The 12,876-nt window shown below is 45.8% G+C and carries 13 protein-coding genes and 1 pseudogene; 12 read left to right on the forward strand and 2 right to left on the reverse strand.

Features of this window, described 5'->3' with window-relative positions:
* Positions 1–51 precede the first annotated feature (51 nt).
* From K331_RS0117755 to K331_RS0117795, 9 genes are all read left to right on the forward strand, one after another.
* A complete protein-coding gene (locus K331_RS0117755; protein ID WP_028591354.1) occupies positions 52–1,188 on the forward strand; it encodes an ABC transporter substrate-binding protein in 1,137 nt (378 codons plus the stop codon).
* 36 nt (positions 1,189–1,224) lie between these two features.
* Entirely contained in the window at positions 1,225–2,343 is a 1,119-nt protein-coding gene (locus tag K331_RS0117760; RefSeq protein ID WP_028591355.1) for an ABC transporter ATP-binding protein, read from the forward strand.
* Complete coding sequence (locus tag K331_RS0117765) at positions 2,340–3,257, forward strand: ABC transporter permease (RefSeq protein WP_028591356.1); 918 nt, start codon at positions 2,340–2,342, stop codon at positions 3,255–3,257. The genes K331_RS0117760 and K331_RS0117765 overlap by 4 nt, the downstream gene beginning before the upstream one ends.
* Positions 3,247–4,071, forward strand: coding sequence for an ABC transporter permease (locus tag K331_RS0117770; protein ID WP_028591357.1), 825 nt, complete (start codon positions 3,247–3,249; stop codon positions 4,069–4,071). The genes K331_RS0117765 and K331_RS0117770 overlap by 11 nt, the downstream gene beginning before the upstream one ends.
* A gap of 53 nt (positions 4,072–4,124) precedes the next feature.
* Positions 4,125–5,360 (forward strand): M24 family metallopeptidase, encoded by a 1,236-nt coding sequence (locus tag K331_RS0117775; RefSeq protein ID WP_028591358.1) that lies wholly within the window; start codon positions 4,125–4,127, stop codon positions 5,358–5,360.
* 9 nt (positions 5,361–5,369) lie between these two features.
* The gene (locus K331_RS0117780) at positions 5,370–6,575 is read left to right on the forward strand and encodes an MFS transporter (protein ID WP_028591359.1); all 1,206 of its coding nucleotides are present in this window, start codon (positions 5,370–5,372) and stop codon (positions 6,573–6,575) included.
* A gap of 370 nt (positions 6,576–6,945) precedes the next feature.
* Entirely contained in the window at positions 6,946–7,278 is a 333-nt protein-coding gene (locus tag K331_RS29865; protein ID WP_404821506.1) for a YkvA family protein, read from the forward strand.
* 139 nt (positions 7,279–7,417) lie between these two features.
* Positions 7,418–8,443, forward strand: a complete 1,026-nt coding sequence (locus K331_RS0117790; RefSeq protein ID WP_028591360.1) for a polysaccharide pyruvyl transferase family protein — start codon at positions 7,418–7,420, stop codon at positions 8,441–8,443.
* A 601-nt stretch (positions 8,444–9,044) separates the two neighbouring features.
* Positions 9,045–10,487, forward strand: a complete 1,443-nt coding sequence (locus tag K331_RS0117795) for a M3 family metallopeptidase (RefSeq protein WP_455430262.1) — start codon at positions 9,045–9,047, stop codon at positions 10,485–10,487.
* On the opposite strand, the pseudogene K331_RS33235 reads toward K331_RS0117795, so the two are convergent.
* Positions 10,480–10,649: pseudogene (locus tag K331_RS33235) on the reverse strand (IS4 family transposase); the annotation flags it as partial. The gene K331_RS0117795 and the pseudogene K331_RS33235 overlap by 8 nt on opposite strands.
* Positions 10,650–10,694: 45 nt before the next feature.
* Between K331_RS33235 and K331_RS32500 the strand changes: the two are divergent.
* Entirely contained in the window at positions 10,695–10,964 is a 270-nt protein-coding gene (locus K331_RS32500; RefSeq protein ID WP_211237342.1) for a hypothetical protein, read from the forward strand.
* On the forward strand, positions 10,934–11,134 hold the full coding sequence (locus K331_RS33135) for a GNAT family N-acetyltransferase (protein ID WP_211237343.1): 201 nt from the start codon (positions 10,934–10,936) through the stop codon (positions 11,132–11,134). The genes K331_RS32500 and K331_RS33135 overlap by 31 nt, the downstream gene beginning before the upstream one ends.
* A gap of 120 nt (positions 11,135–11,254) precedes the next feature.
* Here the strand turns inward: K331_RS33135 and K331_RS0117805 are convergent, their stop codons facing one another.
* Entirely contained in the window at positions 11,255–12,169 is a 915-nt protein-coding gene (locus tag K331_RS0117805; protein ID WP_028591362.1) for a helix-turn-helix transcriptional regulator, read from the reverse strand.
* A gap of 102 nt (positions 12,170–12,271) precedes the next feature.
* Here K331_RS0117805 and K331_RS0117810 point away from each other — a divergent pair, with 102 nt between their 5' ends.
* Positions 12,272–12,748, forward strand: coding sequence for a VOC family protein (locus tag K331_RS0117810; protein WP_028591363.1), 477 nt, complete (start codon positions 12,272–12,274; stop codon positions 12,746–12,748).
* The last annotated feature ends 128 nt before the right edge of the window (positions 12,749–12,876 follow it).

The raw sequence follows: 12,876 nt of genomic DNA on the forward strand, positions 1-12,876 counted from the left end.
TCCAGGGAAGGTAAATTATCGTTAGCTCATTATTAAGGGAGGTAATTGTTCATGAAACAACCATTTAGAAAGTCTGCGACCTGGCTCTCGTTACTCCTTACACTCACGATGTTTCTCTTAAGCGCATGCGGAAATGCAGCAGAGCCAGCAGCTACACCGGCAGATCCTGCAGCATCTGGAGATAACGGTGAGAAAATCAAGCTCACCATGTTCATCTGGGCGGGTGCGAATCAGGATGTCGTTCCTAAGGAAGTCGTTGCCGAATATGTGAAGAATCATCCGAATGTCGAAGTGACCTTTGAGGAATCTTCTAACTCCGTCATGTATCCGAAAATGGTTGCTGCCAAAAATGCAGACCCGAATAATCCGGTTGTGAATTTCGGTTATTTCAATGCAGATGCCTCCGCCAAGGGGATTAACGATGATATGTGGGAAGCGCTTGATCCATCGATCGTCACGAACATGAAGGATATACCGGAGCAATACCACACACCGGATAATCGCGGCATTGTATGGGGGGTCACGAATTTCGCTCTTGTCTATAACAAGGATCTGGTGAAGACACCTCCAACGAGTTGGAGCGATCTCTGGGAGAATCCAGAGTTCAAGGATAAGGTTGCCCTCTGGGATTACATGTTCTATGCCTATATCGCACCCGTCATTGAGTTGAAGGGTCAGGAACTGGGAGCAACCTACGAGAATCCGGAGCCTGCATTCAACTTCTGGGCTGAGCACACGGATCAGATTCGTACACTAGTCACCTCTAACGACCAACTTAAAAACATGCTGATCTCTGGTGAAGCCTTGATTGCACCGTTCAGCTCCCAGACTGCACAGACCTGGATTGATGAGGAAGGAGCACCGCTTGAGGTCGTAATTCCGAAGGAAGGCTTCGTATCGTTCCCGTACTCACTACAGGTAGTCAAAGGCTCTTCACCAGAACAGATCAGAGTAGCGAATGAAATCATTAATGAGCTGCTGGCTGCCGAAAATCTGCAAAAATACGCCGAAGCAACGGGTACACCGTTCACGAGTACAGCTGCACAGGTACCAGACAAATTCAAGGATGATCCTTCCTTCTCCGTAGAAGAGCAGAATAAGGGTCTGAATCCTGAATGGTCTACCATGGCTCAGAATGCTTCAGTCTGGAAAGACCTGTGGGATCGTATTGTCAAGACCAAACTGTAACTAGCAACAGGGAAGCGCACAAGAGGAGGCACAGTCATGTCCGTAACCGGGAATCATACAGCGATCGAAGCGCGTCAGGTGGTGAAGCGATATGGCAGCAACTTTGCTGTCAAGCATGTATCCTTTCAGGTCAAGCAGGGAGAGTTCGTCTCTCTGCTTGGACCAAGCGGCTGTGGGAAGACCACACTGCTGCGGATGCTGGGAGGCTTAGAACTGCCGGATGAAGGCTCCATCTATCTGTCTGAGAACGATGTGACCCGTGTCCCTTCTTATGGAAGAGACACGAACATGATCTTTCAGCAGCTGGCACTTTTTCCGCACATGGATGTCTACAATAATATAGCCTATGGACTTAAGATGAAGCGCTTGCCCAAAGCCGAGATTCGTTCGCGGGTAGAACAAGCTTTGGCTTTGGTGCAGCTACCAGACTATGGACGTCGCGCGATCTCTCAGCTCTCGGGAGGACAAGCCCAGCGGGTAGCCATTGCAAGAGCACTCGTCAATGAGCCGAAGGTATTGCTGCTCGATGAGCCATTGTCCGCCCTGGATGCGCAGCTAAGACTTGATATGCAGAAGGAGCTTAAGCGAATCCAACGTGAATCGGGCACGACCTTTATCTTCGTAACCCATGATCAGAGCGAGGCCTTGAACGTATCGGATCGTATTGGAGTCATGCATCAGGGTGTTCTGCTACAGTACGGTACACCGGATGAAATCTATGAGCAGCCTGTGAACCAATTTGTGGCCAAGTTTATTGGTGATACCAATCTGCTGCCGGCTCAGGTACAAAGCATGAATGAGGACCGTATGACGATTACTACCGTGGAGGGACAATTCACCATACATGTGAAGCCGCCAAAGACAGGCAAGGTCGAACTGGGCGAGCGTGGAGACATTTCCATTCGTCATGAGTATATTCGTATGGGAGAAGAGGCAGAGCAACTGGATAATCGACTGAAGGCCCTTGTCACAGAGGTGCATTATGCAGGTACCCTGCTCCGCTACGAGCTTCGCATTGATGGGCAATTGACCTTGCTGGCGAATGTCCCTCATGCTCCCGGAAAGATTCGCTATGCGGCGGGGGATATGGTGACCGTTGGCTGGAATGTGCAGGATGGAATCTATCTGACTCGGCGGGAGGAGGGAAGCTCGTGAAGCATCGGGTTGACCGTGTGCTGAGCTGGCTGACGCCGAAGCACTCGTCATGGATAACGCCGCTCCTGCTGCTTGTCCCTTCTTTACTCTTGATGGGCATTGTATTTATCGGCTCGCTGCTCATCTTTGGCAGATACAGCTTTGATGCCTTTGAGAATGGGAGATTAATGCCTGCCTTTCAATGGGATGCGTATATTGCCTTCCTGGCAGACCCGTATTACTGGAGTATTATCCGCGACACCTTCAGTCTCACGCTGAAAGTAACCGGAATTACGCTATTGCTGGCCTATCCGCTGGCCTATTACATTTCACAGCTACGTAATGGTACCTGGCGTCAGATGATCCTGCTGATCACGTTCATGCCGCTTCTGGTCAGTGCCGTTGTGAAGTCGTACGCGTGGATGGTATTGCTCTCCCGCCAGGGACTTGTGAATTGGTTATTCATACAGAGCGGGATCACGGACACTGGATATGAGATGACGTTTAATGAAGTAGGGGTTATTATCGCACTCGTGCATATTTTCTTGCCCTTCATGGTCATTCCGATTCTAAGTGTGCTGGATCAGCAGCAAGGCCAGCTGAAGGCAGCAGCACATGATCTCGGTGCAGGCAGTCTGCAGACCTTCTTAACGATAACCTTGCCGTTATCGGTTCGGGGCATTGTGTCAGGCGTTCAGATTGTATTTACACTGTGCCTAACAGCATTCACGACACCTGCTTTGATCGGCGGGGGACGAGTCATGACACTGCCGACATTCATCTATCAGCGTACCCTGGATACCAATTGGCCGATTGCTGCAGTAGCCAGCTTGTTCCTGATTGTATCCTCAACAGTTGTAGTATGGCTATTAAATCGACTAGCAGATCGCTTGACCTTCCTGCGTTCGAGAGGAGGTGAGGAGCGTGCGGCATAGACCATTATGGGTTACTGGCCTACTAACTGCGGCGGCATGGCTGGTATGTATTTTTCTGGCGACCCCGCTGGTCATCGTCGTAATTACTTCTCTGAATTCTGCGGCTTATAGTGTATTTCCGCCGAAGGACTTATCCTTCCGTTGGTATGAGAATCTGTCGTCGCAGCCGCAGTTTTTGCAAGCCTTTGGAAATAGTGTATTTACATCATTATGTTCCACCATACTGGCACTTGTAGCAGGGACGCTTGCAGCCCTTGCCATACAGCGCTACGAGTTCCCCGGAAGAAATCTACTGCGGGCTATCTTCATGTCACCGATGGTCGTTCCAAAGATTGCGTTGGGCGTGGCTTATCTCATTCTATTCTCCAAACTGAAGATTGCCGGGGGCTTATTTGCACTCATCCTGGGTGAGGCAGTAACGGTATTGCCCTTCGTACTCGCCATTGTGGGCAGTACATTGGCCAACATCAAGAAAGAATACGAGGAAGCCGCGGCGGATCTGGGGGGAGGACCCATCCGGGTGTTTTTCACGGTGACCTTACCCCAAATGAGGCTAGGCTTGCTGCTTAGTGGTGCTCTTTCATTTATATTCACGTTTGATCAGGTAGAAACGGCTTTGTTGATCCTAAGGCCACCCAATTATACACTGCCAATTGAATTGTTTCTGTACATGGAAAAATGGCAGGACCCTACGATTGCAGTAGTCTCTTCATTAATGCTGCTGTTTGCCATATTGCTCTTCTTCGGACTGAAGCTGATGCTTCGATCTGTGCCTGAGGTGCAGAAGTTTGTGAATAAGCAGCATGAGAAGTAATAGGATAGACGGTACCTGTTGATACAGAACGAAGCAAGGAGGTAATTTGCTGCATGAACAATCCATTGGAGATGAGGAACACAGTATCTGCCGATTCTGCAAGTACTGCGCATCGGGGACGTGCTGAATACATTATGGAGCGAGAGGGTCTGCAAGCGCTGGTTGCCACCACACCTGAAAATGTATCCTACGTCATCGGTTCACAGCTACGGGCGACGAATTGGACGATGCAGATCTATGCCGTACTTCCTCGGAGCGCTAAAGCAAGACCACGGCTCATTATGCCGACCAATCGGCTAGGGGTGATTGCCCAGATGGGATTGCCTGAAGCGGACATTTATCTCTACAGCGATTTTTTCCTCGAAGGCTCTCCAGATGGGAAGCCCTCTACAGCCGATATTGATCTCTTGTATCATTTGTTAGGCTCAGTACAGACATACTCCGGGCCACTGGAGGCACTACAGGCTGCGCTGAAGGACCTCGATGTGAATGATGGACCACTGGGCGTCGATGAGATGCGGATGTCTCCGGCGATCTATGGACGATTAAGCGACAGTCTTTCTGCAGGGGCACTTCGTTCAGCGTATGGCTTGTTCCGGGAGATTCGTCAGGTCAAGACCCCACTTGAATTGCTGCGTCTTCGTACAGTTGCGGCGTTAAACGAACGGATTGAGTTAGAGCTCATTCACAAGATCGCGGCCAATGTGCACGAAGAGGAATTAGCAGAGCATTACCGGCTAGAAGTAGTCAGAGCAGGAGGAGTACCTGCTATGGTCGCAGTCGGGGCAGGACCACGCAGCGCGTTGCCACTGATTGAACGTTACTTCCATCGGGTGCAGCCTGGTGATCTGGTACGCTTTGACCTTTGCTGTCAGCTCGATGGCTATTGGGCAGACACAGGCCGAACCGTTGTGCTGGGTTCTCCGTCCCCATGGCAGCGCAATCACTTTGCAGCTGTCAAGAGCGGATGGGAGCGGGCACTCGAGCTGGTGCGGCCCGGTGCCAAAGCATCCGAGATATTTGAAGCAGCCGTACAAACGGTTCAACAAAGTGGAATTCCGCACTATCGGCGCCAGCATGTTGGACATGCCATTGGCCTGGAGCTATATGATGATATCGTACTTGCGCCGGGTGATCAGCGGGTACTGGAGGAAGGCATGGTGTTCTGTGTAGAGGTTCCATACTATGAGCTCGGTGCAGGAGGCTTTCAGATTGAAGATACCGTTATTGTCACCAAGGATGGGTTCGACTCGATCACACATATGGAACGCAAACTATATCAGCAATGAGGTTCTCGCATGAGTTATATCCAAAAAGGAACCGGCTTGTTCCGTAAAACAAGCCTGGCCATGTTCGCCGGAGGGTTCAGCACCTTCGCTATTTTATACTGTCTTCAGCCGCTCATGCCTGAGTTCTCGAAGGAATTCGACGTATCTCCGGCTGTCGCCAGTCTATCGTTATCCATATGCACAATTGCTATGGCAGTGACAATGTTATTCGTAGGGACGATCTCGGATGTGAAGGGTAGGAAATTCATCATGTGCTGCTCCTTGGCCGGGGCAGCGCTGATTACCCTGCTGATTGCTGTCAGTCCGGGGTTCGAGTATGTATTACTGCTTCGGATTGTCCAGGGAATGATCCTGGCTGGGCTACCTGCGATTGCCATGACGTATCTTAGTGAAGAGATTGATCCGGTCAGCTTGGGCTATGCGATGGGATTGTATATTAGCGGTAATTCCATCGGTGGTATGGGCGGAAGAATTGTGACGGGCATTGTGACAGATGTCGCGAACTGGAGGGTGGCCCTTGCGATCATTGGCCTGATTAGCCTGATCTCCTTTGTCCTATTCTACTATTGGCTGCCATCATCCCAACATTTTCAGAAGCGTCGCTTTCGCATTAGAGACTTGACCAGCACGCTGCTGGAGCAGTGCAAGGACCCTCGGCTTCTTTGTCTGTATGGTCTGGGCTTTGTACTGATGGGCAGCTTCGTGACGCTTTTCAACTATATTGGCTATCGCCTGATGGACCCGCCATATGAGCTAAGCCAATCTCTGGTCGGCTGGATATTCCTGGTCTATATCATGGGAACAATCAGTTCAACATGGATGGGAAGGCTAGCAGATCGTTATGGGCGCTACATTGTACTTAGTATTGCTGCAGGAATCATTTTAATTGGAGCCGTCTTGACGCTCGCAGAGCCGCTGTGGCTTGTGATTTTGGGAATATCACTTTTCACCTTCGGATTTTTTGGAGGACATTCCATAGCCAGTAGCTGGATTGGCCTGCTTGCCTCTGAGCATAAAGCTCAGTCTTCTGCGCTATATTTGTTCTGTTACTATGTAGGCTCCAGTGTGAGTGGAACAGCAGGAGGGGTATTCTATATTTACTATGGCTGGAAGGGTGTCATTGGCATGATTGTGTGCTATATGATTGCAGCTTTACTGATGAGTCATGCCTTACGTAAGCTTGGTTGTCCGAAAAATCAAACAACTCCATTATAGGATATATATGGAACTTTCTGAGAACAGCTCAAATTGTTTGTTTTGATTCAATCATGTGGTTAACATAATAATAATTATGTAAATTTATGTGAGAGATAAATTCCAATCCAGCTACTCATAAGAGAAGCTGGATTTTTTTGTGTGCGAATTATGGGAATGGGAAAGGCTCCTATAAGGCAGTCACCGCCCAGGAAACGATTAACAAGAAGGTTTCTTCCATCTAAATACCGAATACTATAGGTGCTCTCTGATATATTAGAAGACCATCAAAAAGGTGAGCTGATAATAGAAGATAAGGCAAATGAAGCAAAACAATCAATAATAAATAGATTAGAAAATGATGGCAAGGAAGCTTTAAACAAACCTGATGGTGATATATTTGGCATATCGCGATCCACGAATACCCTTATTTCCAAAAATATTAGCAATTTGTGTAGTGGCGTATGCTTTTAGCCCTGTGGACTTGATACCTGATTTTATACCGATCCTTGGATATCTTGATGATTTAATTCTTGTACCGCTAGGCATCTATATAGCTCTGCGACTGTTTCCAAAGGAAGTACTTGAAGAGTACCGTACAAAGGCAGAGGAACAAAGGAAATTGGGCAAGCCTAAGAATTGGAACACAGGCACACTTGTAATAGCCATTTGGATTGCATTAGCTGTATGGAGTGGTTGGTATATCTATGAACTATTAAAATAACTGTTGGAGGATTAATCTCTCAGCCGCGTGCCCTTGCATTCGAAAGGGTTTCGCGGTACAAAAATTCAAATTTATGTAGACTTTTCGGCACTTTTCTTTCACTCCTGTTTGTGCCGACGTAGTCGGAATGGAGATTATTATGAAAAGAGTTGGAATTATTACTCTTTATTACAAAAATTATAATTACGGTGGCCAACTTGGAGCGTATGCACTGCAAAAAGCTATAGCTAAATTAGGATTTCATTGTGAGCAAATTACATTCAAGTGGCTAAACGAATACACCTTACAAGCATATGAAAGCGCTATAAGTGCTGAAAATTTTAGGACTTTTTCCGAAAGCATTCCCCACAGCGAACGCTTATATACAGTATCTGATATTGCAGAATGTGTTGATGATTACGATATTTTTGTTTGCGGTAGCGACCAAATATGGGGTTTACCATGGGTTATTTCCGACGACATTTTACCCTGTATGGCACTTTCTTTTGTTCCAGCATCAAAAACGAAAATTGCATACGCAGCAAGCATGGGAGGAGCAGAAATAGAGCCCGATCGAAAAAATATCCTTGCTCCACACGTTAATTCCTTAGACTTTGTTTCTGTTCGTGAAAAAAGTGCAATTCCTTTTGTGAAAACGATGAGAAATGGAGAGGTTACTCACGTATTGGATCCTGTAATGCTACTTGATAAATCCGAATGGGATGATATAGCTGCTACTCCGCCAGAAAAAGCCTATATACTCACTTATGATTTACGAGATACAGGGGTTCAGGAATATGCTGAAGCACTTTCACAAAAGTACGGATACGAGATTATATCTCTTGCAACTACTGGAGCAGCTACGGTTGGTCCGAAGGAATTTGTAGGGTACATAAAACACGCTAAATATCTTATTACTAGTGCTTTTCATGGGGCCGTTTTTGCCATTTTATATAAGGTTCCATTTTTGGTTTTCCCAGTATCTGATAATCCACAAGACCCCAGATCAATAGATTCAAGACTGATAGCTCTGCTGGATACGTTTGGCTTATCTTCTTGCTATGTTTATGATGCATCAAATATTCCAAATATTGATGATGTTACTTTCCATCATATAGACGAATCACAAACAAGTGCATTTCGTCATGCGTCACTTCAATTTCTTAAAATGATTAAAATAAAATGAACCGATCCTTGCGGATACGGGGCTTTTTGGCGTGAATGGAGAGTGATTAGTGACTTATCATATATTAGGGAATAGGCGGGCGTGTTATATTCGAACTTAACTTAGCATAGTACCGGAAGAGGTGGACACATGTAAGTCATAGCCGCAGAATACAATATTCGAATTAATCCAGTAAAATATGACGCAGCCTGCTATACGTTCGATATGGCCGGTTGCCGGGATACGTGTAGCATCGCTTGTGTTTACGATAAGGAGATTAACGGCGATGAACTTAACATGGGACTTGGAGAGTCTGTATCCCTCATTTCAGTCGGAGAAATATCAAAAGGATTATAAACATGCAGCAGAGCTTGCAGATGAACTTGGTGCGAGGGCAAAGCTTCATTTACACACTCAAGAGAAGGCTGCGATTCTAACGGAGGATTTTCTTAGGCAATATAATGCATTCAGGAGCGTGTATCTGTGCTTATTCAGCTATGCAGAGCTGGTATTCAGCATTGACAACGAGAATACAGAAGCTGCAAATCAGATGAACGTATTGGATGAAATGGAAGCTGATTCAGTAGAAGCTCTAGCAAGCTTCAGCAAATGGCTGGCTGGTATGAGTGCGGAAGAGCTTGATACAATTATTGGCTCGAGTGAGTATGTGGGTCACCATGCTTATTATTTGCGTCAGCTGCAGCAGCGGTCAAGGTATCTGCTCAGTGAAGAAGCGGAGGCGGTCATTGCTCGGATGCAGCTTACCGGCGCCAAAGCGTGGGAGAGGTTGTACATGAAGATACAGTCTAACTTGCGCGTAGAGGTCGAGATGAAAGAGGCAGTGCACCAGCTGTCTTTGGCGGAGCTGCGCAATCTGGTGTACGACCATGATTCTCAGGTTAGGCAGGCGGCATACGAAGCGGAAGCCGAGGCTTGTCGCAGTGTTGCCGAACAGAGTGCTGCTTGTCTTAATGCGGTGTGCGGAGAGGCGATAGGAATCTATGAGCTAAGAGGGTACAAATCGCCGCTGCATAAAGTACTGGAGACCTCACGTATGGATCAGGAGAAGCTAGAGGTAATGCTGCAAGCGATTGAGGAGAGCCTGCCTGCGTTTCATCAGTATTATCTTCACAAAGCAAAGCTTTTTGGTCATGCAGGACCGCTCCCTTCCCATGATATCTTTGCTCCGGTTAGAGGGAATTCTTCCGTCAAAATTAGCTACCTGGAGGCACAAGAGATTATTGTTGCCGGGTTTAACTCGTTCAGTACAGAACTAGGTGCGTTTGCCCGCAAGGTGTTCACCTCCAGTTGGATCGATGCGGAGCCACGGGCAGGAAAAGTGAACTTTAGTATGTGCCTCGATATTGCTCCAATCCAAGAGAGCCGGATTATTACCAGCTTCACCGGGAGCTATATGGATGTAGGTGTGCTGGCGCATGAGATTGGTCATGCCTACCATAGCAGTTGCCTTGCCGGAAAGACTATGGTCAATACGGATTATCCGATTCCGATTGCCGAGACGGCGTCGATCTTTTGTGAGAGTCTGATTAATCAAGAGCTACTACTGAGTACATCGGAAGGAGAAGTGTTGCCGATTCTCGAGCGGAGCCTCTCGGATGCCGGTTATTATATCGTTGATTTCTACGCCAGTTACCTGTTTGAAAGCCAGCTTTATGAGCAGAGGAAATCAGGTTCACTAACGGTGGAAGAATTGAACAGTCTGATGCTGGATGCCATGTCTTTGGCCTATGGAAGCAGTATTACCCCGAATTCTATTCATCCCTACCAGTGGATTAGCAAGGCCGGTTATTATATGACAGGCAATGAGTTTTTGAATTTCCCGAATTCGTTCGGGCTGTTGTTCTCTAAAGGGCTATTCGCGCAGTATAAGAAACGTGGGAGCGGATTCGTAGAGCAATATCAAGCCTTTCTGGGCGCCAGCACTACCTCCACAGTTGCAGATATTGGGCAGTTAATGGGTATCGATGTGCATTCATCGGAGTTCTGGAGAGATGCGCTGGCCTTAATTGGGGAGGATATTCAGCACTTCGTGGAGAGAATGTAGACGTTGTATCCTTCTTCGTATGGCCTCTCTCATTTCAAGAAATAAACTCATGAGCTGTTGAAGCGCGGTCTGGAGGTCCAGATCGCGAACTTCATCAGCAAGGAGGAAACAGGATCCTCCCAGTGTCCGGTCATTATTCAAATGACGCCGTTCGCATTCCATATTTGACTAACAAGATTCAAGTCAATAAAGGAGGAAAGGAACTGTATGCAAATAGAATCACTTACTTATAGCGATAAGTTATGGCAGGCCGTTGCTGAGTATGCGCAGAATTGCTCCTGGAAAGCAGGGGGTAATTTAGCGAAGCAAATGAAAGAAGGGCAATTTTCGGATTGGGAAAGAGTTTTTGCAGTATTTGATGATGATCATATTGCTGGTTATTGCACTTTTGCAAAAACCGACTGCATACCAGATGTCTCATATACACCGTATATCGGGTTCATGTTGTGGGGGAGCAGCACAGAGGCAATCGATTAAGCGAAAAGCTGATATTATCTGTTTTGACTTATGCGAAGGAACTGGGTTTTGAAAAAGTATACCTCGTTAGTGACCATGTTAATTTATACGAAAAATATGGTTTCGTGAAGATAGATGAGAAAGAAGCACCTTGGGGAGCAATGGAGACCATATTTATGCACCTGACGTAACGTGCTGCCACCTTGCAAAGGGCAATCCCACAAAGGATGGCCCTTATACTTCCCGTTAAAGGAAAATAAGGCTTCTACTGAAATGCGTTAGTAGGAGATATTCCCATGTTAATGGAAGCCTTATGAAGTATATTTCTCCACCATTTTATGCAAATAATCACGGAATTCATCAACATAGCTACTCGGCTCTACTACTTCCAGATTTGTTCCGAAGCTCGCTAAAAATTGAAAGCCAATGCTGTTTTGAGGAACATAGATGGTGGCTAAGAGATATTCAGGACTATAATTATCAATACATTTTCGACCGTATCTTTCAATGAATTGATCTGCTATGCCGGGCGAAATCAACACCTTAATAGGGACTAATTGCGGTTGAGCATTTGCTTCCTGCTCTTGTTCCAATACATAATTTCTAGGGGGAAAAGTGTTCTCATTCACAATAAGCTGGTTGATTCTGGATAATTTAAATGTTCTATAGCTCTGACGAGATAAACAAAATGCCTTCAAATACCAACTCGATTCACTAAAATGAAGTTGGTAGGGCTCCGCCATTCTACTCGTGGTACTCCCATTTCTATCTATATAATCAAACGTAACTAGCCTTCTCTTCACAATCGCTTCTTGGCAAATCCTCAAGGTGTTCGCAATCTCAGAGCGTCCCTCCCAATCATAAAATGACAGTTGGATTGAACCTGTGGCAGACAATGGGCTAACCATGGCTTCTATTTTTTTAATGGTGACTTCAACTTCTTCGCTAATTAGAATTTGTTCCAACCCACTGAGCGCGGTCAATATATTCTCCAAGTCAGAGCTACTTAAAAGACGTTTATCCACCTTGTATTCATCCATAATGCCGTAGCCACCATGAACCCCCTGGATAGAGTAGATCGGGATGTTGGACACACTCAGTGTTTCCATATCACGAAGAATCGTTCTTTTGGAAACGTTAAATAATTGTGAGAATTCTTTTGTTGAAACAGTATCCCTTCTCAGCAATATCATGATGATAGATATTAATCTCTCAACCTTCTCCATATTGTCTCCTTTATTTTGTTGAACTTTATTTTAAAAAGGTGACATACGTATGTCGCCGAATATACATTATACTTCATTTATCACAAGAAGGAGGTTTAGCTTATGGCAGCTATTGTATATTTAAACTTTGATGGAGTGGCAGAGCAAGCGATTGCATTTTATGCAGAGGCTTTAATGGCAATCAAGGTGAAAATGGTAAAGTTCAGCGATCTTCCACAAGATCCAAATTATGCAATGCCAGAAAATGAATTAAGTATGATCATGGAGTCTTCCATCGAGTTCGCTGGTGGGAAAATTATGATGTCGGATATTGTGCCTTCGATGAAAAGTGTGACAGGGGAATGGGTCCAAGGAAACAACATAGTTATTAGTATTGTAATGGCTAATAAACAGACCATGAAAAATTACTTTTCTAATTTGTCCGTAGGAGGCCATGTTATCATGCCTTTATCTGAGGTACCTTGGTCATCCTGCTTCGGAATGTTGGTTGATAAATTTGGAGTGGTTTGGAAATTTAATAGTGATGCAGATAGGTTCCTGGATGAAGTGATTTCCAATAAGGAAAATTTGAAAATTTAGTTCAGTAAATTCGATATAAGAGTTAAGAGGTTGGCTGCAAAATAATTTTATAACAGAAAAGTGTTGCTGGGTCTTAGTAAACTACGAAACGTATATGGTTAACATAATATTTATTATGTAATATCACT

The sequence above is a fragment of the Paenibacillus massiliensis subsp. panacisoli DSM 21345 genome (genome assembly GCF_000426545.1).
GTDB classification, from domain to species: domain Bacteria; phylum Bacillota; class Bacilli; order Paenibacillales; family Paenibacillaceae; genus Paenibacillus; species Paenibacillus panacisoli.